This window comes from Rathayibacter sp. VKM Ac-2857 (genome assembly GCF_013205025.1).
In the GTDB taxonomy this organism is placed as follows: domain Bacteria; phylum Actinomycetota; class Actinomycetes; order Actinomycetales; family Microbacteriaceae; genus Rathayibacter.
In genome coordinates this window covers 1,207,911-1,233,674 of the sequence record NZ_JABMLE010000002.1, presented here as the reverse complement: position 1 = coordinate 1,233,674, position 25,764 = coordinate 1,207,911, and the positions used below count along the sequence as shown (strand labels likewise).

Sequence of the window (25,764 nt, the reverse complement as noted above, 5' to 3'; positions counted from 1 at the left end):
GATCGGCTGTTCCTTCACCGACGATGAAGCTTGCGCTTCCCGGTTAGGCTCGCGTCCATGGACCCCGCCCGCCTCCGCTTGCTGCGCGAGCTCGGCGATCGGGGGAGCGTGGCGGCCGTCGCTGCGGCGCTCGGGGTGAGCCCCTCCGCGGTCTCGCAGCAGCTCGCCGCGCTGCAGGCCGGCGTCCCGGTGCCGCTCACGGTGAAGGAGGGGCGGCGGCTCGTGCTGACCGAGGCCGGCGAGGCGCTCGCGGTCGCGGGGACGCGGGTGCAGGCGGCGCTCGCCGAGGCGGAGGACACGATCGGCTCGTTCCTCCGGCACGACGATCGCGCGGTGCGGGTGTCGGCGTTCCACAGTGCGGGGCTCGCCCTCTTCGGCCCGCTGCTCGCGGCGCTCGCCGACGGGCCGCGGGTGGCGCTCGCCGATGCGGACGTCGCGCAGAGCCGCTTCGCCGGGCTCACCGCCGACCACGACCTCGTCGTCGCGCACCGGCTGCCGCAGGATCCGGAGTGGCCGCGCGCCCGGCTGGTCGTCACCCCGCTCCTCGTCGAGCCGCTCGACATCGCGCTGCCGGCCGCGCATCCGCTCGCGGCGCAGTCGAGCATCCGGCCGGAGCAGCTCGCCGACGAGCAGTGGATCTCGACGCACGAGGGCTTCCCGCTCACCGGCGTGCTCGAGCACCTCGGCGCGCTGATCGGCCGCGCCCCGCGGGTCGCGCATCGGATCAACGAGTTCTCCGTCGCCGCGCAGGTCGTCCGCTCCGGCGCCGCGATCGCGATCCTGCCCCGGATCACCGCGGCGCCCCTCGCGGTCGACGGCATGGTCCTCCGCCCGCTCGAGGGCTCCGGCCTCGTCCGCCACGTCGACGTCCTGGCCCGCCCGGACGCGCTGGCCCGCACCGCCGTCCGCACCGTGCTGGCGGCGCTGCGCCGCGTGGCCGCCCGCTGAGGTCGGGGCCTGCAGACTGCACTTCGGACGGTGGTGGGTCTCGATACGCCCGCTCCGCGAGTAGCCCCGGAGGGGCGTATCGGGACCCTCCCACCCCGAGGACGTGGGCCTCTTCCCCGTCCTGCGCCGGCGCCGGAGGCGCCCCCTCCGCTCGACGCGCCCACTCCGCGTGCTGATCGATCAGCAGAGAGGCCGCTCGAACGGCGGGGAGCGGCTCGAGCGCCGCACAACATCAGCTGAGAAGGGGTGGCCTCCGCTGTCAGGGAAGGGACCCTCCTCTCAGCTGATGTTGTGCGCACCCATGCCGGTCGAGGAGCCACGCAGGGGCGTCAGCAGGGCGGGTCTGCAGGGTCGTCGTCCGGCGGTGGTGGATCTCGATACGCCCGCTCCGCGGGCTACTCGATCAACATGCCGGTTTGAGGACCCTTCACGGAAAGTGGAGTTACAGCCAGGAAGAGGCGTCGGAGACTCCATGATGCGTGGAGGGGCCGCGCGGAATGCGAGGCTGGAAACCTGACCGCAACACGGTTTGTCCGTGCATCGGGGAGTCGGGGCCGCCGCGGCGCGGAAATCCTCCGTGCGACGACGCGGAGGAGTGCCCGGCTGCGGTCGACTGGGTCAGCGCCGCCCCCTCGGCGCGTGCCTTCCCCCGGGTCCGCCCCATCGGGTCCCCCCCACCCCCACCCCCACCCCTCGACGTCCCTTGGAGCCCGCATGCCCCGCACCGCCCCGTCCCGGTCCCGCCTCCGCTCCGTGCTCGGCGCCCTCGCCGTCGTCGTGGTGGCCGGCACCACGCTCGCCGCCTGCTCGGGCACCACCGACGCCGCCGAGTCCGGCGACGCCGGCTCGTTCGGCGAGGCGACGATGCAGCTCTCCTGGGTCCCCCACGTCGAGTTCGCGGGGGAGTACCTCGCCGACGCGAACGGCTACTTCGCCGACGCGGGCTTCGACTCCGTCACCCTCACCCCCGGCGGCACCGGCGCGACCGGCGCCGAGACCGCCATCGCGAGCGGCTCGGCCTTCGCCGGCGTCTCCTCGCCGCTGATCACCGGCCCCGCGATCTCGGAGGGCGCCGAGATGAAGATCGTCGGCGCGACCTACCAGAAGAACCCCTTCGCGATCGTCTCGCTGACCGACGCCCCGATCGAGACCCCCGAGGACATGGTCGGCAAGACCATCGGCGTCAGCGACAGCAACGACCTGGTCTGGCGCGCCTTCCTCGCCGCGAACGAGATCGACGAGGACGACGTCACCCGCGTGCCGCTCACCGACTCCACGCTGCTCACCACCGGCCAGGTCGACGGCTACATCGGCTACGCGACCGCCGGCGCGAACACGCTCAACCAGCGCGGCTTCTCGGCGCAGCAGTTCCTGCTCGCCGACACCGGCCTGCCGATGGTCGGTGAGACCATCGTCGTGGCGCAGGAGAGCATCGACGACGACCGCGAGAAGGTCAAGGCGCTGCTCTACGCGGTCGCCCGCGGCTGGCAGGACGCCGTCGCCGACCCGGACGCGACTGCCGCGACCGTCGTCGCCGACTACGCCGCCGACCAGAACTACAAGGTCGAGGAGCAGGCGCAGGTCATGGTCACCCAGACCGAGCTGATCAGCACCCCGGACACCGACGCGAACGGCCTGCTCACCATCACGCCGCAGCTGCAGGACGAGTCGGTCGCCTCGCTCGCCCTCACCGGCATCGAGCTCGACGCCGACGAGCTCTTCGACACCACGCTGATCGACGAGGTCTACGAGGAGCACCCGGAGCTGCTCGAGGGCTGACCCTCGACCGGGCCGGGCCCTGAGAGGGGCCCGGCCACGACCACCACGGACCGCGCGGAGAGGACGAGCAGTTGACCGAGCAAGCGACCACCATCGAGGACGAGGGCATCCGCCTGTCGGGCCTGAGCAAGCGCTTCGACCTGGGGAACCGGTCCGTGCAGGCCCTCGCCGAGGTCGACCTCGTCACTCCGCGCGGCTCCTTCCTCTCGCTGCTCGGCCCCTCCGGCTGCGGGAAGTCGACGATCCTGCGGATGCTGGCCGGGCTGGAGAAGCCGACCACCGGCTCCGTCTCGATCCACGGCACCCCCGTGCTCGGCACCAAGCGCTCGGCCGAGCTCGGCATCGCCTTCCAGGACTCGGCCCTGCTGCCCTGGCGCTCGGTGCGCTCGAACGTCCGGCTGCCGCTGGAGCTCACCCGGCAGGCGGCGAAGCGCGACAGCATCCCGGACCTGCTCGACCTCGTCGGGCTGACCGGGTTCGAGGACGCCTACCCCTCGCAGCTCTCCGGCGGCATGCGCCAGCGCGCCTCGATCGCCCGCGCGCTGGTCGTGCAGCCCGATCTGCTGCTGCTCGACGAGCCGTTCGGCGCTCTCGACGACATGACCCGGCAGCGGCTCAACCTGGAGCTGCAGCGGATCTGGACCGCGCGCCCCGCGACCACGCTGATGGTCACCCACGGCATCGCCGAGGCGATCCTGCTCTCGGACACGGTCGCGGTGATGTCGCCGCGGCCCGGCCGGATCGTCGAGGTGATCGACATCGACCTGCCGCGCCCGCGCACCGTCGAGATGCTGCGCAGCCCCGAGTTCCACGCGATCGAGGACCGCATCACCGACATCCTGTTCTCGCAGCACGGTGTCGCGATGGAGGACGAGGCGTGACGCCCTGGATCCGCACCAACTGGCGCGTGTTCGCCGGCCTCGCCGTCTTCGTGGCGGTCTGGTGGATCCTCGCCGACACCGTCTACCGCGAGAGCCGCGCCGTGCCGAGCCCCGGCGCGATCATCGCCGCGTTCGTCCGCGACGGACCGCTCTTCTACCTCCGCAACGTCGGCGACACCGTGCTCGCGGCCGGCCAGGGCTATCTCTGGGGCAACCTGGCGGCGCTGGCGCTGGCCGCCGTCGCGCTGCTGCTCCCGTGGACCCACCGCGTGATCGAGCAGATCGGTGTGATCAGCCACTGCCTGCCGCTGACCGCGGTCGGCCCGGTCATCCTGGTCATCTTCGGCGGCCGCACCACCTCGATCTTCCTCGCGGCTCTGCTCGTCTTCTTCACCACGCTGATCGGCGCGCTGCTCGGCGTCCGCTCGGCCCCGCGCACCGCGCTCGACCTCGTCTCGGCCTACCGCGGCGGCCGCTGGGCGAAGATCGTCAAGGTGCAGGCCATCGCGGCCGTGCCCGCGACGATCACCGCGCTGCAGGTCGGCGTGCCGGCGGCCATCCTCGGCGCGGTGCTCGGCGAGTACCTGGGTGGAGTGACCACGGGCCTCGGCGTCGCCCTCGCGGTCGCGCAGCGGCAGATGGACGTCGAGCGGGCCTGGGCCTTCGCCGTCACCAGCGGGCTGGTCACGATCATCGGCTACGCGCTGATCGCGGCGCTCGGCCGCTGGCTGATGCCGCTGGTCGTCGGCCGCCCGCGCGCCGCTCGCCGTCGCGCCCGCGTCGAGGTCGCCCGCGGCACGGGAGGCGTCGTATGAGCACCGCGACCCGCCCGCAGTCCGCCTCGCGCGCCGCTCGCCGGCCGAGCGACCTCACCGGCCGGATGGTGCTCCGCATCGTCCGCGGCGAGCTCGTGCCGCTCGCCGTCGCCGCGGTCCTCGCGCTCGCGTTCTGGTACGCCTTCCTCGCGATCACCGACATCTCGCCGCTGCTCGGCAAGACGCCGACCGACGTCGCCGAGTACCTCTTCGTCGAGGCCGACGCCGCGGAAAACCGCGCGATCGTCTTCGGCAACCTCGGCGTGACGGCCGTCGACGCGCTCGTCGGCTACGTCGCGGGCCTGCTGGTCGCCCTGGCGATCGCGGTGCTGTTCGTGCTGATCCGCTCGCTCGAGGCGACGGTGATGCCGATCGCGATGCTGCTGAAGTCGATGCCGCTGATCGTGGTGACGCCGCTGGTGACCCTGGCGATCGGCAACGGGATCGGCGCCGTCGCCACCGTCGGCGCGATCGCGGTGTTCTTCCCGGCGCTGGTCACGGTCGGCTTCGGCCTCCGCTCGCTCTCGCGCGAGTCCTTCGAGCTGGTCTCGGTCTACGGCGGCTCGCCGCTGGACGTGCTGCTCAAGGTGGCGCTGCCGACCGCGGTGCCGGCGATCTTCGCGGCCGCCAAGGTCGCGGTGCCCTCCGCGCTGAGCGGCGCGATGCTGGCCGAGTGGCTGGCGACGGGGCAGGGGCTCGGCGGTGCGGTGCAGCGCGCCTCCGCCGGGTTCCGCTACGACGAGCTGTGGGCGTCGCTCGCGGTGATCACGGCGCTGGGAGTCGTCGCCTACGCGGTCGTCGCGATCGGCGAGAGACTGGCAGCCGTCCGCTTCGGCGGACAGAACTGAGGACGGACATGAGCACCACCACGAGCATCACCGGCGCCGTCTGGGACGGCACCCGCGCCCTCGGCACGGCGACCCTGGCCTGGAGCGGCGACGCGATCGCCTCGGTCGAGCCGACGGACGGCCCGGTCGGCGAGCGCGGATCGGAGCAGTTCTCGATCATCCCCGGCCTCGTCGACACCCACGTGCACCTCGGCGCCTACTCCGGCGCGGGCACGGCCGACTTCGCCTCCTGGCCGCTGGTCACCCCGCGCGAGGAGCGCGTCTTCCACATCGCGAACAACGCGCGGAAGGCGGCCCGCGCGGGCGTCACGACGCTCCGCGACCTCGGCGCCGACGAGCTGCAGATGACCGTGGCGCGGATGTTCGAGCAGGGCATCGCGGAGGGTCCGCGGATCGTCACGCACGGCGCCGTCGGCATGACCGCCGGCCACGGCGACCTCTTCGTGCCGCCGCACTACCCGCACCGCGACCGCGTCGCCGACAGCCCCGACGAGTGCCGCCGCCTGGTGCGCACCTGGGCACGGGCCGGCGCCGACGGCATCAAGATCTACACCAGCGGCGGCGTGCTCTCGATGGGCGACAAGGTCGGCTGGCGGAACCAGACCGACGAGGAGATCGCGGCGACCATCGACGAGGCGCACGCGCTCGGGATGCCCGTCGCCGCGCACACCCACTCGGTGGTCGGCCTCGACCGGGCCCTCGCGCTCGGCGTCGACTCGATCGAGCACGGCACCGCAATCGGCCCGCAGCACTGGGCGACGCTCGTCGAGCGGAACCTGCCCGTCGCGCCGACCCTCTTCATCAACGACGTGATCGCGGCCGGCCGGGCACCGTCCTCGCCGGAGGCGTCGCTCAAGGCGCAGGACGTGGTCGCCGTGCGCGACGCGGGTTTCCTCGCCGCGGGCCAGGCCGGCGTGCGCTTCGTGCTCGGCACCGACGCGAACGGCGTCTACGTCGACTGGGGCGAGCAGCTCGACGAGGTGCGGCGGATGCGCGAGTCGTTCGGCTGGAGCTCCGAGCGCGCCCTGATCTCCGCGACCTCGGACGCCGCGGCGGTCGTCGGACTCGGCGCGAAGGTCGGCCGCCTCGCGCCCGGCTTCGGCGCCGACTTCGTCGTGCTCCGCGGCCGCCCGTGGGTGAGCATCGACGACCTGCGCGCCGAGAGCATCGTCGCCGTCGTCTCGCGCGGCCGCGTCGTCTCGGGGGAGCTGCCGCGATGACCGCCACCGCGACCCGCCGCTTCGTCACCGCGGAGGCGCTCGGCGCTCCCCGCGGCGCGTACAGCCACGCCGTCGAGGCGCACGGCGTGGTCTACGGCTCGGCGATCGGGCCGTTCGCGCCCGGCGACGGCTCGGTGCCGGAGGGCTCGGTCCCGGAGGGGATCACGGCGCAGACGGGCGCCGCGCTCGACAACATCGAGCGGCTGCTCGCCACGGAGTTCGGCCTCGGGCTCGGCGACGTGGTGCGGATCACGATGATCCTCAGCGACTTCGAGCGCGACTTCGCGGCCGCGTCCGAGGTCTACGGGGCGCGGTTCGCCGTCGATCCGCCGGCCCGCACCGTGATCGGCGCGGTGCTGCCGGGGCCGCTCGTGGCGCTGGACTTCATCGCGGCGCGACCCTGATCCGCTCCCCGTTTCTTACAGCACGCACCACCGCACGCACCGACGAAAGGCTCCCGTGACCTCCGACTCCTTCCTCCTCGGTCTGCCCAAGGTCGAGCTGCACGTGCACCTGGAGGGGGCGCTCGAGCCCGAGCTGCGCGTGCGGCTCGCCGAGCGCAACGGCCTGCCCGTGCCCGAGGCGCTCGCCTACGACTTCGACTCGCTCGCCTCCTTCCTCGCCGTCTACTACCCGGCGATGGACGTGCTGCGCGAGGAGCAGGACTTCTACGACCTCGCGACGGCGTACTTCCGCCGGGCCGCGGCGGACGGGGTCGTCCGCGTCGAGGCGTTCTTCGATCCGCAGGCGCACACCTCGCGGGGCGTGCCGTTCGAGGCGGTGATCGGCGGCTACCACCGCGCCGCGCAGGACGCCGCGCAGCTGGGCGTGGACGCCGCGCTGATCCTCTGCTTCCTCCGCGACCTGTCGGCCGAGAGCGCGGCGGAGACGCTCGAGCGCGCGCTGCCGTTCGCCGACCGGCTGATCGGCGTGGGCCTCGACTCGGACGAGCGCGGCAATCCGCCGGCGAAGTTCCGCGAGGTGTTCGCGCGGGCCCGCGAGGCCGGACTGAAGCTGACGATGCACTGCGACGTCGACCAGCCCAACGGCGTCGAGCACCTGCGCCAGGTGCTCGAGGAGATCGGCGTCGACCGGATCGATCACGGCACGAACATCGTCGAGGCGCCCGAGCTGATCGACGTCCTGGTCGAGCGCGGTCTCGCGCTGACCTGCTGCCCGCTCTCCAACTCCTTCGTCTCGAGCGACTCGAAGGCGCCCGAGATGCGCGCGCTGCTCGGGCGCGGCGTGCGGGTGACGGTCAACTCCGACGACCCGGCCTACTTCGGCGGCTACATCGCCGACAACTACACGGCGCTCGCCGACGCGGGCTTCACCCGCGACGAGCTGGTGCAGCTGGCGCGCAACTCGGTGCTGGGGTCGTGGGCGTCCGAGGCGGTGAAGACGGAGCTGCTGGCGCGGATCGACGCGTACGCGGGCTGACCTTCGGGCGGGGCCGCTCGGGTGGACGCGGACCGGGGCCTGACTCGGCCGTGGCGCCTCGTTCGGGTCCAGTCGTGCGCTCGCAGCTCTTCGAGTGGACGCGTTTCGGGGCCTGACCCGGTCGCAGCGCCCCGTTCGCGTCCGGTCGCGCGCTCGCAGCCCTTCGAGCGGACGCGTTTCGGGGCCTGCTGCGGTGGCGGAGCCCGTTCCGCGTCCAGTCGCGCTCGGCGCGCGCTCCGCCCGCTCAGTGCTGGTGCTCGTCCTCCCAGCGGGGGAACGGGTCGGCGAGGGTGCGCCAGAGGTCCGGGCCGGCGAGGAGCTCGCGCGGCGTGAGCAGGCAGGCGTGCAGGACGCGGGTGAGCTCGTCGACGTCGAGGTCGCGGCCGAGGAAGACGATCTCCTGGCCGACGGGCGCATCGGTGCTCCAGCTCCGGATCGACGTCGGGTCGAGGCTCACGACGTCGCCGGCGATCGACCAGGACGCCACCCGATCCGCCCGGCTGGCGAGCCGGACCAGACCGCGCGAGCGGAGGATCCGGCCGACGCGGTGCGGGACGAGGTCCGTGGCGACCGCCGCGTTCAGGCGGCCGGGGTGGAACGGCAGCGGGTCGCGGAAGACGAACGTGGTCACCGCTCCCGCGTCGCTCGGGACTCCGCGGAGGGCCCGCTGCCAGCCCAGGTCCGAGGCGAGGCGGTGCGCGCGCTGCGGGGCGAGGACGGCGCGCCGCTGCCGGTAGCGGTCGAGGTCGCGCTCGGTGAGGATCTCCGCCCCGGGCGAGAGCACCCGCAGCAGGTCGACGGCGGGCGAGGCTCCCGCGCCGTCGCCGTCGGTCAGGATGATCAGGCCGGCGAACTCGAGGCGCGTCGCGAGCCGCTCGGCGCGGTCCCACTGCTGGGGTCCGAGGTCCTCGGCGCCCTCGCCGAGGAGCACCCGGGTCACCTCGTCGACCGAGGTGACGGCGACGACGTCGAGGACGCCGATCCGGGTGTCGCCGGGGTGCCGCCGGCAGCAGAGGTGCTCGAGGACGAGGGCGACCTCCATCGGGTCGGCGACCGGGTCGAGCGAGATCACGGTGATCCCGCTCTCGCCGTCGTCGGCCTGGCGGGCCAGCTCGTCGGCCAGCTCCGCCGCGAACTCCGCGCTGTCCGAGTCCGGCAGGTCGACGGCGAAGCTCTCGACGGACGTGACGCCACCGGAGAGCTGCCGCGCGATCCGGGCGCTGTCGGCCGCGTCGGTCGCACTCACCAGCGTGACGGCGAGGACGGGTGGTCGGGGCAGTGGGCGCGGAGTCTCCATGACCAGCTACTCTAAACGATAATCGTTATCAACTAGAAGGAGCAGTCGTGAAGGTCCGCAACTCGCTGAAGTCCATGAAGTCGATGCCGGGGTCGCAGGTGGTGCGCCGCCGCGGCCGGGTCTTCGTCATCAACAAGCTCAACCCGAGGTTCAAGGCGCGCCAGGGCTGAGGCGCGGGCCGCCCTCGGGGTGCCGACCGCGGTCAGCCCTCGAGGGCGTGCCGGACCGCGTCGTCCACGATGTGGCTGACATGGGTGTCGGCGACGGAGTAGTGCGCCTCGCGCCCGATCCGCTCCACGGCGACCAGGCCGGCCGCGCGGAGGGTGCGCAGGTGCTGCGAGACGAGGGGCTGTGAGAGCCCGGTGGTCTCCGCGAGATGCCCGACGGTGGACCGCTCGGTCGCCAGCGCCCGCAGCAGGCGCAGCCGCGAGGAGGAGGAGAGCACCTTGAACAGCTCGGCAGCGGGCTCGAGATCCTCGGTCATCGGCGCCTCCTCGTCATCTGCTCATCCAAGCAGACGTGCATGCGTCGCGCTTCGCCCCCTCCTGGTCGGGGATGGATCTACTGGGAAGAGACGCCCGCAGAACATGCTGGTCGAGTAGCCCCGGAGGGGCGTATCGAGACCCGCCATCCCTAGTAGGGCGGTCTGCAGGCTCGACTTCTGACGTCGGTGGATCTCGATACGCCCGCTGCGCGAGCTCCTCGATCAGCAAGAGGTTTCCCCTATGTCGGTCGAGTAGCCCCGGAGGGGCGTATCGAGACCCGCCGTCCTCAGCAGGGCGGACTGCAGACTCAGTCCCGCAGGGGCGCATTCCTTGCTGGTCGAGTGCCCCGCAGGGGCGTATCGAGACCCGCCGTGAGCCTCAGTGGGCGAGGGCGCCCTCGCTCCGCAGGCGGCCGTCGGCCAGCTGCACGACGCGGTCGGCGAGGGCGACCACCGCGGGGTCGTGCGAGACGCAGACGACGGCGACGCCGCGCTCCGCCTCGGCGCGCAGGATCTCCCGGATGCGCTCGGCACTCGCCGCATCGAGTCCGGTCGTCGGCTCGTCGAGGAGGAGCAGGTCGGCGCCGCGCGCCAGTCCCTGTGCGAGCAGCGTCCGCTGGCGCTGCCCCCCGGACAGCACGGCGAACGGCTCGGCCGCGAGCGCGGAGATCTCGAGACGCTCCATCGCGCCGGCGACCACCGCGCGCAGGTCCTGCCCGACGCGCCGCCAGCGACCGGTGCGCCCCCAGACGCCGACCGTCACGACGTCGCGGACGGTGACGGGCAGGCGGTCGGAGACGGCGGTGCGCTGGGGCACGAAGGCGATCGCCGACGAGACCGAGCGCGCGCCCCGGGTGGGCGGCCGTGTCCCGGCGATGACCTCCAGCAGCGTCGACTTGCCCGCGCCGTTCGGCCCAGCGATGACGGTCAGCGTGCCCGCCGGAATCTCGAGCTCGACGCCGTCCAGCGCGGTCCGCTCGCCGAAGTCGACTCCGATCCCGCGGAGACTGACGCGGGAGGAGGGCTGCTGGCTGCTGAACACGACCCCGAGCGTACCAGTTTGATAATCGTTCTCATTATCCGTTACGGTCGGGCACCATGCTTGCCCTCCTCTCCGGGATCCTCGAGCCGTTCACGCTCGACTTCCTCCAGCGCGCCCTCCTCGGCGGCGCGCTCGTCGCCGTCCTCTGCGGAGTCGTCGGGACCTGGGTCGTCATCCGCGGCATGGCCTTCCTCGGCGAGGCGCTCGCCCACGGGATGCTCCCCGGCGTCGCGCTGGCGACCGTGCTCGGCGCGCCCGTGCTGGTCGGTGGAGCGGCGAGCGCCGTCGCGATGAGCCTCGGCATCGCCGCGCTGCAGCGTCGAGGCCGACTGTCCTACGACACCAGCATCGGCATGCTCTTCGTCTCGATGCTCGCGCTCGGCGTGATCATCATCAGCCACTCCGGCAGCTTCGCGACCGACGCGACCTCGATCCTGTTCGGCGACATCCTCGCCATCGCGCCGGTCGATCTCGCGCTGCTGGCCGTCGCTGCCGGAGTCGGGCTCGCGGTGGCGGCCGTGTTCCACCGGTCGCTGGTGGCACTCGCGCTCGATCACCGGATCGCCGCCGTCCTCGGGCTCGGCCCGCGCTCGGCCCAGGCCGCGCTGGTCGGGCTGGTGACGCTCGCGGTCGTCGCCTCGTACCAGGCCGTCGGCTCGCTCCTGGTCGTCGGGCTGCTCCTCGCGCCGGCCGTCGCCGCGGGCCACTGGACGACGCGGATCCCGACCCGGATGGCGCTCGCCGCGGTGCTCGGCGTGCTCTCCGTGCTCGTCGGGCTGCTCGTCTCCTGGTATGCGGCGACCGCGGCGGGCGCCTCCGTCGCCGCGACCGCCCTCGCCGTGTCCGGGCTGTCCTGGGCGCTGCGGGCGGCGACCGCCTCGCGTCGTCCGCGCCGGGTCTCCGCCGCCGTCCCCGCCTGACCCTCGTCTCCCTCCGAAAGGACCCCGTGCTCTCCCGCTCCTCCCGCACCGCCCCGGCGCTCCTCCTGGGCGCCCTCGCCCTCGCCCTCGCGGCCTGCTCCGCCGACCCCGTCGCACCCGCCGCCGATGACGCGACCGGCGAGGGCCACGGCGCGATCTCCGGGGCCGCGGAGCTCGCCGAGCCCGCCCTCGGCCTCACCTGGATCGACCCGGCCGGCGCCGTCTCGCACCTGGACCTCCTCGACGAGAGCGTCGTCGAGCTGGGCACGATCGGCGCTCCCTCGGCGCTGACGACCGACGGCCGCTACCTGTTCGCGCAGACCGCCGCCGGCGTCGAGATCGTCGACAGCGGCGTCTGGACCTGGGACCACGTCGACCACTTCCACTACTACCGCGCCGACCCGAGGCTGCTCGGCACCGTCGAGGGCGAGGGCGAGGCGGTCGTCGCCACCACCAACCTCTCCACCACCGGCGGCACCGGGCTGTTCTTCCCCGACTCGGGCGAGGCGGTGCTCCTCGACACCGAGGCGCTGTCGAAGGGCGAGATCACCGAGTCCTTCCGCCTCGACGGCGAGCCGGGGCCCGGGATGGTCGTCCCGGTCGGCTCGTTCGCGCTCGTCACCGAGGGCGCGGGGGAGTCGGCCTCGGTCGCCGGCTATACGGCCGACGGCGAGCGAACGGGCCTGGTCGAGGAGTGCCCGAAGCCCGCGGGGACGATCACCACCCGCGTCGGCGCGGTGATCGGCTGCTCGGACGGCGCGCTGCTCGCGACCGTCGACGGCGAGGAGCTCGTCATCGAGCGAATTCCCTACCCGGCCGACGCCACCGCGCCCGCCGCGACGGGCTTCGCGAACCGCGAGGGCCGGCCGACCGTCGCCGGGCTCGCCGGAAGCGAGGGGATCTGGCTGCTGGACACCCGCGCCCGCTCGTGGTCGCTGCTCCCCGCTCCCGCGCCGCTGGCGCAGGTGACCGCCGTCGACGACGAGGACGACCACGTGCTGGCGCTCGCGCAGGACGGCCGGGTGCTCGTGCTCGACGGCGCGGACGGCGCGGTGCTCGCCCAGACCGAGCCCCTCGCGGCCGAGTCGCTGGCCGCCGACCTCGCCCCGACCCTCGTCGCCGACCAGCAGCGCGCCTACCTCAGTGCGCCCGCCGAACGGCGGCTGCACGAGATCGACTACGCCGACGACGCCCGCCTCGCGCGCAGCTTCGAGACGGCGACCGAGCCGGCGTTCACCGCCGAGACGGGGCGCTGAGCATGGGACGCCTCCGCCACCTCCGACGCCGCGCGCCCCTCGCCGCGGCCGCCGTCGCGCTGCTCGCGCTCTCCGGCTGCTCGGCCGGCGCCGACGACCGCCCGCTGGTGATCGTCTCGACCAACATCCTCGGCGACGTCGTCGAGCGGCTGGTCGGCGACGAGGCCGAGGTCGTGACGCTGATGAAGCCGAACGCCGATCCGCACTCCTTCGAGATCTCCGCGCAGGAGGCCGCGAGACTCCGCTCGGCCGACCTCGTCGTCTCCAACGGCCTGGGCCTGGAGGAGGGACTGCAGCAGCACCTCGACGCGGCCGCCGCCGAGGACGTGCCGACCTTCGTCGCCGGCGACGTGATCGAGGTGCTCGACTACCGCGAGGGCGACGCCGAGGGCAGCCCCGACTCGCATTTCTGGACCGACCCGGCCCGCATGCTCGCCGTCGTCGACGCGCTCGCACCGGCGCTCGCGGAGCTCGACGGAGCGGATCCCGCGGCCCTGGAGCGGAGCGCCGCCGAGTACCGCGCCGAGCTCGAGGCGCTGGACGCCGAGATGACGGCCGCCTTCGCCGCGATCCCGGAGGAGCGCCGCGCGCTCGTCACGAACCACCACGTCTTCGGCTACCTCGCCGACCGCTTCGACTTCGACGTCGTCGGCGCGGTGATCCCCGGCGGCACCACCCTCGCGGCGCCGTCCGCCTCCGACCTCGCCGACCTCGTCGACGCGGTCGAGGAGACCGGCGTCCCCACGATCTTCGCGGAGTCCTCGTCTCCCGACCGCCTGGTCCAGGCGCTCGCGAGCGAGGCCGACATCCGCGTCGAGGTGGTCGAGCTGTTCACGGAGTCCCTCACGGGGCCCGAGGGCGGCGCTCCCGACTACCTCAGCATGATGCGCCTGAACACGCAGCGCATCGCCACCGGGCTCTCACCGTGAGCGCCCACGACCAGCACCAGGAGAACGACATCCCCATGCGCACCAGCCCCATCCGCCGAGCACCCCTCCGGCGAGCACCCCTCCGTCGAGCCGGCCTCGGCCTGCTCGCCCTCGGCACGATCGCGACCCTCGCGGCCTGCTCGTCCAGCAGCGCCCCCGCGGCCGATCCGACCGCCTCCGCCACCCCGGCCGCCGCCGGCACCCGCGTCGCCGTCGCCTACGAGGGCGGTGTCCTCGTCCTCGACGGCGAGACCCTCGAGACCGTGGCCGACCTGGACTCCGAGGAGTTCACCCGCCTGAACCCGGCGGGCGACGGCCGGCACGTCATGGTCACCATGAGCGAGGGCTTCCAGCTCCTCGACACCGCCGCCGGCACGACCGGAGAGCCCGAGCTCACCGACGTCGTCTTCGCCGCCGACACACCCGGCCACGTCGTCCGCCACGGCGGCAAGACGATCCTCTACGCCGACGGCACCAGCGACACGACGGTCATCGAGACCGCCGACCTCGCCACAGCCGAGGGCCTGCCCGAGGTCGAGACCATCCCGGGCGTCGAGGCGCACCACGGCGTCTCGATCGTCCTCGAGGACGGCACCTTCCTCACCACCGTCGGGAACGCCGACGGCCGCACCGGCATCGAGGTGCGCGACGCCTCCGGTGCCGTCGTCGCCACGAACGACCAGTGCCCCGGCGTCCACGGCGAGGGCACGGCCGAGAACGAGGTCGTGGTCTTCGGCTGCGAGAACGGCGCGCTCGTCTACGACGACGGCGAGATCACCAAGCTCGAGGCGCCCGACCAGCCGTACGGACGGATGGGCAATGCCTGGGTCAGCGAGACCAGCCCGATCGTCGTCGGCGACTACAAGGACGACCAGGACGCCGAGGGCTACCTCCTGCACCGACTCGCGCTGATCGACACCGAGGCCAAGACCCTCGACGTCGCCGACCTGCCCGAGGGCGTCGAGTACACCTTCCGCGGCGTCGCCCGCGGCCCGGAGGACCTCGCCTACCTGATCGGCTCCGACGGAGCGGTCCACGTGATCGACCCGGAGTCCGGCGAGATCACGGAGTCGTACCCCGTCGTCGACGCCTGGCAGAGCCCGGTCGAGTGGCAGGACCCGCACCCCGCCATCACGGTCGCCGGCGACGTCGCGTACGTCACCGACCCCGCGGCGGACAGCATCCACGCGCTGGACCTGACCACGGGGAAGGTGCTCTCCAGCGCCGAGCTGGGTGTGACTCCGAACGAGATCGCGGTCGCCGCGCGCTGACGGACGGACGAAGGAGAGGGCGCGGGGCGTGAAGCCCCGCGCCCTCCGTCGTTCCCGAGGTTCGTCGACAGGTCAGTCGGCGGTGCGGTTCCGTCGGCGGCGCCGACCGATCAGGACGCCGAGCGCGCCGAAGAGGGCCAGCACGCCCCCGGCGGCCAGCGCGGGCGCCGGGTCGACGCCGGTCTCGGCGAGACGGGGAGCGGACGCGTCCTTCGCCGCCCGCGTGCCCGTGACGCCGGAGCCGGTCGTGCCCGTGCCGCCCGTGGTCGTGCCGGTCGTGCCCGGGGCGGTCGGGCCCGTCGCTGTGCTGCGTGCGGTGCTCGGGCCGGTACCCGCCACCGTCGTGCCGACGCCGTTCGCGTACGAGCCGGTGGTACCCCCGCTGCCCGTCTCGGTGGAGGCGGTGATCGTCGGGCGGGTCCCGGTGACCGTCGTGCCGGTACCGGCGCCGCCAGTGCCCGGGTCGGTCGTGGTCGTGCCGGTGATGTCGGGGGTACCCGTGCCCGCGCTGCCGGCTCCGCCAGTGGAGGTCGTGCCTGCGGCACCCGTGCCTGTGGCGCCTGAACCGGTGGTTCCGGTGCCTGTGCCTGTCGGGCCGGTTCCGGAGCCTGTGGCGCCGGAGCCGGTGGTGCCCGTGCCGGATCCGGTGGTACCGGACCCGGTGGTCCCCGTGCCGGATCCGGTGGTACCGGACCCGGTGGTCCCCGTGCCGGATCCGGTGGTACCGGACCCGGTGGTTCCGGTCCCGGGCTTGCTCGGGCCTGAGGTGCCGGAGCCAGTGGTACCCGAGCCGCCGGTGCCGATCGAGGGCGTGCCCGTGGTCGGTGTGTCGGTGCCCGGGGCGGGGGTGCTGCCAGTGCCAGTGCCAGTGCCAGTGCCAGTGCCAGTGCCGGTGCCGGTGCCGGTGCCGGTGGGCGAGGGAGTCGCGGTCCCCGTGGCGGGCGTCCCGGTGGCCGCAGGCGTCGCGGTCGGTGTGGTCGGTGTGGGCGTCGCGGTCGATGTCGGCGCGACGGTCGGCGCGGGCGAGGGGGCGGGCGTCGTGCCGGTGGTGGCGGCCTTCGGGATCGGGAAGGTGGCGGGGGTGAAGTCCAGGCGGTACTGGGTGCCGCTGGGTGTGAGCGCGACGAGGACGCCGTCCTCGCGGAGGTACCGGCCGTTGAGCAGATCCTGCTCGGTGATCGAGTCCGTGAAGGGCTCCGTGTGCTGCTCGCCGGGTGCGAGGGTGAACGGCGGAGTGCTGCCGAGGTGGATGTCGCGGAGGGCGACATCGCCGCGATTGGTCACCGTGATGGTCGCCCGGACGACGGTGCCGACGGTGACGGGTGTGCCCGGTGCGAGGTCGAGGGCGGGTGCGTGCGTCACCTCCAGGAGAGGATGCTCTGCGGTGATCGGGGCGTCCTTGGGCAGGGGAAGCTCGCCTCGCACGGTGACGAAGCCGTCGCCGCTCGCGGTCTTCACGCCCCAGGTGGTCGCGTACGATACCCGGCCGGCATCGAGATCGGCCTGGGTCACCGTCCAGGTCTTCGTGGTGTCCCGGGCGTCGCGGCTCTCGCCGGGTCCGAGGACGAGGGGGGTGTTGTAGAAGGAGACCGGGGCGGAGCTCTGGTTCCGGAACGTGACGACCCAGTTGATCCGGGTGCCGACGACCGGCTTCTCGCCCGGCTTGAGATCGAGCGATCCGCTCACGGTCCCGGTCACGCCGGCGGGTGCCGGAGCGGGGGTCTGCGGGGTGGCGCTGGGGCCGGGGGCGGGCGTGCCGGAGGGGCCGGGTGCGGGGGTGCCGGTGGGTGCGGGTGCCGACGGGGTGCCGGTGGGTGCGGGTGCCGACGGGGTGCCGGTGGGTGCGGGTGCCGACGGGGTGCCGGTAGGCGCGGGTGCCGACGGGGTGCCGGTGGGTGCGGGAGCGGACGGGGTGCCGGTGGGTGCGGGTGCCGACGGGGTGCCGGTGGGTGCGGGAGCGGACGGGGTGCCGGTAGGCGCGGGAGCGGACGGGGTGCCGGTAGGCACAGGAGTCGACGGCGTGCCGGGTGTCTGGGTCGACGGGGCGCCGGTGGGTGCGGGGATCGGCGGCGTGGCGGTCGGTGCCGGAGTGGACGGTGTGCCGGTGGGCACGGTTCCGGGGGCCGACGGCGTGCCGGTGGGCACGGTTCCGGGGGCCGACGGTGTGCCGGTGGGCGCGGGAGTCGCGGGCGTGCCGGGTGCCTGGGTCGTCGGGGCGCCGGTGGGTGCGGGAGCCGGCGCGGTGCCGGGGGAGCTGCTCGTGGGGATCGGCAGAACGACGACGATGTCGGGTGAGACGTACTGGACACCTCGGGGGGTGCGCGCCGCGACGTTGGCCGTGCGGCGGTACTCGCCGGCTTCCACGTCCCGCGCTGGGAGCGGGCCCGAGAGGATCCGGACAGCGCTCTCGCCCGGTGCGAGGGTGAACGGGGCCAAGCTGTTCAACCGGACGTCGGTGAGCACGACGTCGCCGCGGTTGACGATCGTGAAGGTGGTGTCGAGGACGGTGCCGGCGACGAGGGGTGCTCCCGGCCCGAGCCTCGGCGTCGTCGTGGTGGTCACGGCGACGAGCGGATTCTCGACGGGGATCGCGAGCGTCGCACCGCTGCGCACCGTGTTCGTCCGTCCGCCCGTCACGGCGGTCGCGTCGACGACGATGTGGGTGATGCCGCTCACCAGGTCGTCCTCCGTGACGGTGGACTCGAGGTGCAGCTGCGCGGTCCGGCCCTTGGCGAGGACGGCCAGCTTCTCGCTGGTGCTGCCGGGGCTGCCGGGGGCGGCGCCCACCCGCACGGCGACGAGGTCGCGGAGGTCGTCGGGGCCGGTGTTGGTCAGCGTCGAGGTCCAGCGGACCTTCGTGCCGGCCTTCACCTGCTCGCCGGGCTGCAGCACGAACTCGCCGCGGAACCTCCAGGACTCGTCGGTCGTGCCGCCCGCGGGGGACCCTCCCGCCCCGGCACTCGGCGCGGGGGCCGGTGTGGCGGTGCTCGTCGCGCCGGGAGCGTCCGGCTTCGGGAACGGGAGCCGCACGGAGGCGATGGTCTTGTAGACGGCGCCCCTCGGGGTGCGCGCGAAGACGTAGCCGCCGTCGCGGTGATACTCGCCCGCGTTCACGTCCAGCTGGTCGACCGCGACCCTCGAGGAGAGGACGGCGCGCTGACCCGGCGCGAGGCTGAACGGCGGGGTGTCATTCAAGATGATGTCGTGCAGGGTCACCTCCCCGCGGTTGGTCACCGTGATGGTCGAGTCCACCACGGTGCCGACGACGACCGGCTGGCCGGGCGCCAGCTCGAACTTCGGGGTGTAGACGACCTCGAGGGCGGGGTTCTCCGCCGGGATGGGCAGCTCGCCTCGCACGGGGATCCAGTGCACTCCTGCCGGAGTGACGACGCCCCAGCTGTTCGCATACCTCATCACCCCGGCATCGAGATCGGCCTGAGTGACCGTCTGCTCTCTCGCGTCGTCCCGACCGTCGCGGCTCTGCCCCGCCGGGACGGAGAACTCGGTCCCGTAGACGGCGGCGGCGGTCGTGCCGTTGTTGCGGAAGGTGACGGTCCACTTCACCTTCGTGCCGACCACCGGCTTCTCGCCCGGCTTCACCTCGAACGTCCCCCTCACCGTCGCGCTCACGAGGGAGTCCCCGGTCATGGGCACGGTCGGCGGTGGAGCGGGCTGCTGCTGGGTGGCGGCGACCGGCGTCTCCGACGCGGCGGCCGGCGCCTCGGCCGCCGGTGTCGGCATCGCGTCGGGCGCGGCCGGTGCGAGAGAGGGGACCGGCGTCTCCGGTGCGGCCGCGTCGGTCGGCGTCGCCGTGACGTCGGTCGCGGCCGGTGCCGGGGCGGGATCGGCCGCCGGCGGGGCGGTCGCGGGGGTCGGAGCCGGGGGAGCGGGGGAGGGGGCGACGTCCTGGGCAGCGGGGGTGGTGCTCGGCGCGGCGGGTGCGCTGCTCGGCGCGGCAGGTGCGGTCGCCGGGGCGGCGTCCGGGGCAGCGGGGCCGGCCGGCGGCGCGGCATCGTCCGGTGCGGGAGTGGACGTGGGCGTCGGCAGGGCGACCGCTGCAGCGGCGTCCTGCTCCGGCGCCGCGGTCGCGACGTCGGGGTGTCCTTCGGCGTGCGCGACGAGGGGGGTGGCTCCGAGCAGGCAGGCGCTCAACGCGACGGACGCGGCGATGCTGAGGGGAGCGGCGAGCGATCGGCGCGGTCGTCGTGAGTCGGGACGAGAGGGGGTCATGGGGCTCCTGGGCAGGGATCAGCAAGGGGTCGAGAAGGACCCGGGAATGATCACACGCGTTTGGTCGGAGCTGGGCATTTCTGTCGCGGAAGCGGGCTTTCGGCAGTCGCTGACGTCGGTGACGGTGCGCGACGACCGAGGGTCGGTGGCTCCGACGCGCGTCGAGGCCACCGTCCCTCGGAGGCCGTGAGGCGCTCGAGGGAGAAGGTGGCGCGGAGCGCGGATCGGCATCGCGCGGTCGCGCCTGCGGCAGGGGATGACACAGCGAAGCGCCGGCGGCGTCGAGTCGGGTCGACGCCACCGGCGCTTCAGGGAACGATGCTGTGTCAGTCGGCGGTGCGGTTGCGACGGCGACGGGCGCCGAGGAGCAGGCCGACCATGCCGAGCAGGCCGAGGATCCCGGCGGCGGGCAGTGCGGCCGCCGTGTCCACGCCGGTCTGGGCGAGGTGGGCGGCGGAGGCGCTCTTCGTGGCCGAGCTCTTCGCGCTCGTGCTGCCGGAGGCCTGGTTCGCCGCAGTCGGCGCCGCGACGGAGGCGACTCCCGCGCGGGAGTGCGCAGCGGCGTTCTCCGGCGAGCCCGTCCCGTCGGTGATGCTCTCGCCGACTGTGGCCGAACCGGGTGCGGCGGTCGCAATGGCTCCCGTGGTCGTCTCCGTGCCGGCCGTCGTGCCGATCGGGAGTCCGTCCGGGGTGACGGCGACGACGGGGCCGTCTTCATTCCGGAGGCGCATCTCGCCGGTCGCAGCGATCGTGTAGGACCCTTCGTCCCCGTCGATGCTGAACTCGCTCGTGTACGTGACGACGCCGGCGTCCAGATCGGCCTGGGTGAGGGTCGTCTGCTTGGTGGTGTCCTCGACGTATCCGCTGCGGCCGGGCGCGAGGTCGAGGGTGGTCCCGCGGACCTTGATGTGGTCGGGGGTGTCGTGATGGAACGTGACGATCCAGTTGACCTTCGTACCGACCTCGATCGGCTCGCCGGGCTGCGAGCTGAAGGACCCCCGGACCGTCGCGGTGACACGGTCGCCAGTAGTGGCAGGTGGGGTCGGTGTGTTCGTGGGGAGGCGGAGGTCGCCTTCGGCGCGGATGGTCTGCTTTCCGCTGGGCGAGGCGATGTCGTAGTGGCTTCGGTAGGTGATGTGGCCGGCGTTGAGGTCGGCCTGGGTGATGGTGGTCGGCGGGATGTTGTCCTCGGCCTCGCGGCTCTCGCCGGGTTCGAGGTGGAGGAAGGCGGTGAGGACGTCGATGGCGTCGGGGGTGTTGTTGTGGAGGGTGATGGTCCACTTGACAGGGGTGCCGACCTTCGGCTTCTCGCCGGGCTTGAGGTCGAGCACTCCTTGCACGGTGGCGGTGACGCGGGCCGCTGTGACGGCGGGAGTGGCGGGGGTGGTGGGCGTCGTGGTCGAAGTCGCGGGCTGTGACGGCGGCGGGGTCGGTGTGTTCGTGGGGAGGCGGAGGTCGCCTTCGGCGCGGATGGTCTGCTTTCCGCTGGGCGAGGCGATGTCGTAGTGGCTTCGGTAGGTGATGTGGCCGGCGTTGAGGTCGGCCTGGGTGATGGTGGTCGGCGAGAGGTTGTCCTCGGCCTCGCGGCTCTCGCCGGGTTCGAGGTGGAGGAAGGCGGTGAGGACGTCGATGGCGTCGGGGGTGTTGTTGTGGAGGGTGATGGTCCACTTGACAGGGGTGCCGACCTTCGGCTTCTCGCCGGGCTTGAGGTCGAGGGAGCCCGTCACCGTCGCAGTCACGCCGTCCGTCGTGGCGGCGGCGGCGGGGGGAGTGGGCTGCTGCTGCGGAGTAGAGACCGGCGTCTCCGTCGCGGCGGCGGGCTCGAAGGCCGGCGCTTCCCGGGTCACGGGGGCGGGGGCGACGGGCGCCTCGACGGCGACGGTCGGTACCTCGACAGTGGAGGCGGCCGCGATGGGCGTCGTCGCGGTGTCGGGCGTGGTCCGGGCGGGGGCCTCCGGGGCGCTCACCGGGGTGGAAGCCGCAGGGACGGGAGCCGGCGCAACGGCCGGCGCGATCGGCGCGGGTGCGACGTCCTGGGGGGCGGTCGAGAGGGACGGGGTGGACCCCGCCGTAGCAGACGTGGGAGCGGAGGCCTCTGCGGCGGACGCGGGCACGGCGGCGGTCGCGGTCGTCTCCGCAGCGGCGGGGGCGGCTCCTTCATCGGCGTGCGCGACGAGAGCGCCGGAACCGAGCAGGCAGGCGCTCAGCGTGACGGCGGCGGCGATGGTGAAGGGCGAGCCGGGGGATCGGCGGGTGGAGGGGGCGTCGGGTCGGCGCGGGGTCATGGGAACTCCTAGGCGGTGGTAATCAAATGTCGAGTGAAGCTCGGAAATGTTCACACTTTTCGATCCGGTGCGCACATCGGTGGCGCAAATAAGGCAGTCAGGCGCCCGATGAGAGAGATGACGCTGATGCGGCACCATGGCGAAATCCGGGTCGACTGGGTCGACGGCGGCCGGCTGCGCACGCTCCGCGGCGCACCCGCAGCGATCACTCGGGAACGATGAAACGGCCCGAGCTCGCCGGAGGGCGGGCTCGGGCCGTCGTGGACCGCCGGTGATGCCGAGGGGTGTCGAGTCCATCGGCGATCGGTCAGTGTGCCGTTCGATCAGAGGACGTCTGCGCTGCGTGCGCGGGCGCGTCGGGTGCCTGCGAGGCCGGCGCGGTCGGCGTGGTGGGGACGGTCGGCGTGGCCGGGGTGGTGGGTGTGCTGGTGGGTGTGGTGGTGGTGGGGAGGGTGAGGGTGCCGGTGGCTCGGCTGTGGACGAGGACGCCCGTGTCGGTGGTGCCGGAGGTGCGGGCGGTGAGGGTGGCGGTGCCGTTGGCGAGTGCACTCTGTCCGAGGGGGAGGGTGATGGTGAGGTCTTTGGATTGGCCGACGGCGAGGTCGACGCGTTCTCCGGTGTGGCCGTTGTCGACGTTGTGGAGGGGGACTTCGCCGGTGTTGGTGATCGTGACCGTCCACTTCACGCGGGTGTCCGCGGTCACCTTGTCGCCGGGCGTGAGGAGCAGTTCGCCTCGGATCGAGGACGTCTGCGCTGCGTGCGCGGGCGCGTCCGGCGCCTGCGAGGCCGGCGAGGTCGGCGTGGTCGGCGTGGTCGGGGCGGTCGGGGCGGCCGGGGTGGTCGGCGTGGTCGTGCTGGCCAGCTCGAGTGCGCCCTGCGCGCGGATGATCTGGCGGACGTCGTTGGAGACGACGTCGTAGCGGCTGGCGTAGGTGACGCGGCCGGCGTCGAGGTCCGCCTGGGTGAGCGTGGTCGGTGCGAGGTTGTCCTCGACGTCGCCGCTCTCGCCGGGCTCGAGGTGGAGGAGCGCTTTGAGGACGTCGACCGGGTGGGACGTGGTGTTGTGGAGGGTGATGGTCCACTTGACCGGGGTGCCGACCGTCGGCGTCTCGCCGGGCTTGAGGTCGAGGGCACCGCGGACGGAGGCCGTCACCTGGTCGGCGGCGGTGGTGCTCGGGGTGGTGTCGGGCGCGGGCGTGGTCGGGGTGGTGGTCGGCGCAGGGGTCGTGGCCCAAGTCGTTGCAGTCTTGGCCAGCTCGAGTGCGCCCTGCGCGCGGATGATCTGGCGGCCGTCGTGGGAGACGACGTCGTAGCGGCTGGCGTAGGTGACGCGGCCGGCGTCGAGGTCCGCCTGGGTGAGCGTGGTCGGTGCGAGGTTGTCCTCGACGTCGCCGCTCTCGCCGGGCTCGAGGTGGAGGAGCGCTTTGAGGACGTCGACCGGGTGGGACGTGGTGTTGTGGAGGGTGATGGTCCACTTGACCGGGGTGCCGACCGTCGGCGTCTCGCCGGGCTTCAGATCGAGGACGCCCTTCACCGTCGCGGTCACGCCGTCCGACATCGATGCAGATGCGGCCGGAGTGGGCTGCTGCTGAGGCGCTGAGACCGGCGTCTCGGTCGCCGCCGCGGGCGCGTCGGCCGGCGCATCCTGGAGCGCAGGGGCCGGTGCGATCGGCGCCTCGGCCGCGGGCGCGGTCGGCGCCGGGGTGGCGGGAGCGGCTGTGGCATGCACCGTCGCTTCGCCGGACGCCGTTGCAGCGGGTGCCGCTGAGGCTGCCGGGGAGACGGGCGCCGGGGAGACCGTTGGGGCGGACGTCTGCGCGGCCGGAGCGGGCGCGGCCTCGCGTGCGGTGGGCGCCGAGGCGACGGCCTGCGCGGTGGGGTCGACGACGACGGCCTGAGCGGTGGTCTCGGAGACGACGGGCACGGCGGCCTCGTCGGCGTGGGCGACGAGGGCGATGGAGCCGAGCAGGCAGGCGCTCAAGGTGAGCGAGGCGGCGATGCTGAGCGGTGCTCCGAGGGACCGGCGGGGTCCCTGGGCGTCGGGGCGGCGTGGGGTCATGGGAACTCCTAGGCATGGGTGATTCGAATATTGAGCGGAGCTCGGAAACGATCACATCGGCGATGAGGGGTTGCCACCTTTATGGCGTGAAGTAGGCAATCAGGCGCCCGATGAGAGTGATGGCACTGATGCGCAGTAGTGGTGGGCGTTGTGTCGAAACGGGCAGGTCGGCGACGAGAAGGGGCCGGTCGCGGGATCGATCGTTCGGTGTTCCGCAGGGAGCGATCACCCGGCGAGTGAGAACGACCCGAACCCGACCAGGTGGGCGGATTCGGGCCGTCGTGGCTCGCCGGCAGCGTCGAAGGGCGTCGACTCCGACGGCGAGCGGTCAGTGGGTCGAGCGGCTGCGCCGGCGACGACGCCCGACGAGCACGCCGAGTGCGCCGAGGGCGGTGAGGATCCCGGCGGCGGAGAGCGCGCCGGCCGCGTCGGACCCGGTCTCCGCGAGGCGGTTCTTCGACGCCTCGGCGGCGTTCGAGCTCTTCGTGGTGGAGCCCGTCGTGGCGGAGGCTGGGGGAGCGACCATCGCCGGAGTGGCCGGTGACGGCTCCGGTGCTGGGGTGGGCGCCGGCGGGGTGGGCGTGGGCGTCGGGGTGGGCGTCGAGAGGGTGAGTCGGGCGGTGACGGGTGCGCTGACCTCGTCCTCGGTGAGGGTGAATCCGGCGACGATGTCGTCGAGCACGGTGTAGCCGTGGGTGAGGTCGGCCTGGGTGAGTTCGGTCGTGGAGGTCAGCTCGTTGGTCTCGCCGGGCTGCAGGTCGAAGAAGTTCTCGGAGGTCCTGCTGGCGATGTCGTAGATGGTGTCGGCGCGGGTGTTGGTGACCGTGATGGTCCATTCGACCTCGGTGCCGACTGCGGGCTTCTCGCCGGGCTCGAGGACGAGCTCGCCGCGGGCGGACACCTCCAGCGCGCCCTGGGGGGCCGGGGTGGGCGCCGGAGGGGTCGGGATCGGAGTCGGGATGGGCGCCGGCGGGGTGGGAGTGGGAGTGGGAGTCGGAGTCGGTGCCGGTGGGGTCGGGGTCGGCAGGGCGAGTCTGCCGGTCACGTCGACGCTGATGAACTCGCCGTACTCGGTGTCGCCGCCCGCGAACGTCGTGAGCACGGCGGCGCGGTCGTCGAGGTCCTTCTGTCCGAGGGTCGTGCTCAGCGTCAGTTCCTCGGTCTGGCCGGGCGCGAGATCGACCTCGTCGCCCGTCTCCCCGACGGAGACGTCGTAGAGGGCGACGTCGCCGGTGTCGGTGACCGTGATGGTCCACTTCACCTCGGTGCCTATGGTCGGCTTCTCGTCGGGCTTCAGGACGAGCTCGCCGCGGGCGGTCGCTTTCAGTGAAGGGTGCTCGGCAGCCGTCGGTGCGGGAGTCGGAGCCGGTGAGGGTGCGGGTGGGGTGGGCGTCGGGGTGGGTGCCGGTGTCGTCGGAGTGGGTGCCGGAGTGGTCGGAGTCGGAGTCGGAGTCGGAGTCGGAGTCGGGGCCGGGAGGGCGAGTCGGCCGCGGACGCGTGCGTAGACCGAGACGCCGTCAGGTGTCCTCGCGCCGGCGAACTCGTCGAGGACGGCGAGGCCTTCCGCGAGTTGCTTCTGGTTGAGCGTGGTCGACGAGGTCAGCTCGAGGGTCTCGCCGGGTTCCAGATGGCGGCCGGGTCCGACGATCGTTCGGGCGACGTCGTCGAGGGGGACGTCGCCGGTGTTCGTGGCGGTGATGGTCCACTTCACCTCGGTGCCGACCGCCGGTTTCTCGCCGGGCTTGAGGACGAGCTCGCCGCGCGCGGTCGCGCTGAAAGCGGCGCCCTTCGCGGTCGCGCTCGCGGTGGGGGTCGGGGTGGCCGTCGGCACCACGGCGGCGTGGGCGGCCGAGGCTGTGCCGAGGAGTCCGACGGTCAGGGCGAGGGAGGCGGCGACGGTGAGCGGGGTGCCGGCGCAGCGGCGCAGGCGGACGGAGTCGGGACGTCGGTGCACGGAGGCTCCTCAGAAGTGGGATGGAAGGCAGGACGACGAATGCTCGCATCGGGCCGAATCGGTCGTCGAACATCTGGCAGACGAGAGAACATCTGGCGCCCGGAGC

General features: G+C 73.3%; 20 protein-coding genes. 13 read left to right on the top strand and 7 right to left on the bottom strand.

Annotation, left to right across the window (positions count from 1 at the left end; translation table 11 throughout):
- The first annotated feature begins 57 nt into the window (after window positions 1–57).
- The 8 genes from HQQ86_RS12795 to add all read left to right on the top strand — a co-directional run bounded on the left by HQQ86_RS12795 (window position 58) and on the right by add (window position 7,931).
- Window positions 58–948: a LysR family transcriptional regulator gene (locus HQQ86_RS12795; protein WP_173288553.1), complete on the top strand. Its 891-nt coding sequence runs from the start codon at window positions 58–60 to the stop codon at window positions 946–948.
- Window positions 949–1,662: 714 nt separating this feature from the next.
- A complete protein-coding gene (locus tag HQQ86_RS12790; protein WP_173288552.1) occupies window positions 1,663–2,727 on the top strand; it encodes an ABC transporter substrate-binding protein in 1,065 nt (354 codons plus the stop codon).
- 71 nt (window positions 2,728–2,798) lie between these two features.
- Window positions 2,799–3,608, top strand: a complete 810-nt coding sequence (locus HQQ86_RS12785) for an ABC transporter ATP-binding protein (protein WP_173288550.1) — start codon at window positions 2,799–2,801, stop codon at window positions 3,606–3,608.
- Window positions 3,605–4,423, top strand: a complete 819-nt coding sequence (locus HQQ86_RS12780) for an ABC transporter permease (protein WP_216845360.1) — start codon at window positions 3,605–3,607, stop codon at window positions 4,421–4,423. Before HQQ86_RS12785 ends, HQQ86_RS12780 begins: the two co-directional genes overlap by 4 nt.
- Complete coding sequence (locus tag HQQ86_RS12775; protein ID WP_173288548.1) at window positions 4,420–5,271, top strand: ABC transporter permease; 852 nt, start codon at window positions 4,420–4,422, stop codon at window positions 5,269–5,271. The genes HQQ86_RS12780 and HQQ86_RS12775 overlap by 4 nt, the downstream gene beginning before the upstream one ends.
- 8 nt (window positions 5,272–5,279) lie before the next feature.
- Entirely contained in the window at window positions 5,280–6,491 is a 1,212-nt protein-coding gene (locus HQQ86_RS12770) for an amidohydrolase family protein (protein ID WP_173288546.1), read from the top strand.
- Window positions 6,488–6,895 (top strand): RidA family protein, encoded by a 408-nt coding sequence (locus HQQ86_RS12765; protein ID WP_173288544.1) that lies wholly within the window; start codon window positions 6,488–6,490, stop codon window positions 6,893–6,895. Before HQQ86_RS12770 ends, HQQ86_RS12765 begins: the two co-directional genes overlap by 4 nt.
- 55 nt (window positions 6,896–6,950) lie before the next feature.
- Window positions 6,951–7,931 (top strand): adenosine deaminase, encoded by a 981-nt coding sequence (add, locus tag HQQ86_RS12760; RefSeq protein ID WP_173288542.1) that lies wholly within the window; start codon window positions 6,951–6,953, stop codon window positions 7,929–7,931.
- 244 nt (window positions 7,932–8,175) lie between these two features.
- Here add and HQQ86_RS12755 read toward each other — a convergent pair whose 3' ends face one another.
- Window positions 8,176–9,228, bottom strand: a complete 1,053-nt coding sequence (locus tag HQQ86_RS12755; RefSeq protein ID WP_173288540.1) for a GTP-binding protein — start codon at window positions 9,226–9,228, stop codon at window positions 8,176–8,178.
- A gap of 47 nt (window positions 9,229–9,275) precedes the next feature.
- Here HQQ86_RS12755 and ykgO point away from each other — a divergent pair, with 47 nt between their 5' ends.
- Entirely contained in the window at window positions 9,276–9,398 is a 123-nt protein-coding gene (ykgO, locus tag HQQ86_RS12750; RefSeq protein WP_123446985.1) for a type B 50S ribosomal protein L36, read from the top strand.
- A 32-nt stretch (window positions 9,399–9,430) separates the two neighbouring features.
- Here ykgO and HQQ86_RS12745 read toward each other — a convergent pair whose 3' ends face one another.
- A complete protein-coding gene (locus tag HQQ86_RS12745) occupies window positions 9,431–9,712 on the bottom strand; it encodes a helix-turn-helix transcriptional regulator (protein WP_173288538.1) in 282 nt (93 codons plus the stop codon).
- A gap of 379 nt (window positions 9,713–10,091) precedes the next feature.
- Entirely contained in the window at window positions 10,092–10,754 is a 663-nt protein-coding gene (gene aztA, locus HQQ86_RS12740; RefSeq protein WP_173288536.1) for a zinc ABC transporter ATP-binding protein AztA, read from the bottom strand.
- A gap of 56 nt (window positions 10,755–10,810) precedes the next feature.
- Here aztA and aztB point away from each other — a divergent pair, with 56 nt between their 5' ends.
- From aztB to aztD, 4 genes are read left to right on the top strand one after another with little or no spacing between them, the layout of a single operon-like run.
- Window positions 10,811–11,674 carry a zinc ABC transporter permease AztB gene (gene aztB, locus HQQ86_RS12735; protein ID WP_173288534.1) on the top strand — a complete coding sequence of 288 codons (864 nt, stop codon included), beginning with the start codon at window positions 10,811–10,813 and terminating at the stop codon, window positions 11,672–11,674.
- Window positions 11,675–11,700: 26 nt separating this feature from the next.
- On the top strand, window positions 11,701–12,930 hold the full coding sequence (locus HQQ86_RS12730) for an ABC transporter (RefSeq protein WP_173288532.1): 1,230 nt from the start codon (window positions 11,701–11,703) through the stop codon (window positions 12,928–12,930).
- 2 nt (window positions 12,931–12,932) lie between these two features.
- The gene (gene aztC / locus HQQ86_RS12725) at window positions 12,933–13,859 is read left to right on the top strand and encodes a zinc ABC transporter substrate-binding protein AztC (RefSeq protein ID WP_173288530.1); all 927 of its coding nucleotides are present in this window, start codon (window positions 12,933–12,935) and stop codon (window positions 13,857–13,859) included.
- 35 nt (window positions 13,860–13,894) lie between these two features.
- Window positions 13,895–15,130 (top strand): zinc metallochaperone AztD, encoded by a 1,236-nt coding sequence (gene aztD / locus HQQ86_RS12720; RefSeq protein ID WP_173288528.1) that lies wholly within the window; start codon window positions 13,895–13,897, stop codon window positions 15,128–15,130.
- Between the two features lie 72 nt (window positions 15,131–15,202).
- Here aztD and HQQ86_RS12715 read toward each other — a convergent pair whose 3' ends face one another.
- From HQQ86_RS12715 to HQQ86_RS22070, 4 genes are all read right to left on the bottom strand, one after another.
- Complete coding sequence (locus HQQ86_RS12715) at window positions 15,203–19,360, bottom strand: hypothetical protein (protein ID WP_173288526.1); 4,158 nt, start codon at window positions 19,358–19,360, stop codon at window positions 15,203–15,205.
- A gap of 326 nt (window positions 19,361–19,686) precedes the next feature.
- On the bottom strand, window positions 19,687–21,645 hold the full coding sequence (locus HQQ86_RS12710) for an LPXTG cell wall anchor domain-containing protein (RefSeq protein WP_173288524.1): 1,959 nt from the start codon (window positions 21,643–21,645) through the stop codon (window positions 19,687–19,689).
- A 307-nt stretch (window positions 21,646–21,952) separates the two neighbouring features.
- Window positions 21,953–23,704, bottom strand: coding sequence for a hypothetical protein (locus HQQ86_RS12705; protein WP_173288522.1), 1,752 nt, complete (start codon window positions 23,702–23,704; stop codon window positions 21,953–21,955).
- Between the two features lie 328 nt (window positions 23,705–24,032).
- Entirely contained in the window at window positions 24,033–25,658 is a 1,626-nt protein-coding gene (locus HQQ86_RS22070) for an LPXTG cell wall anchor domain-containing protein (RefSeq protein ID WP_216845359.1), read from the bottom strand.
- Between the last annotated feature and the right edge of the window lie 106 nt (window positions 25,659–25,764).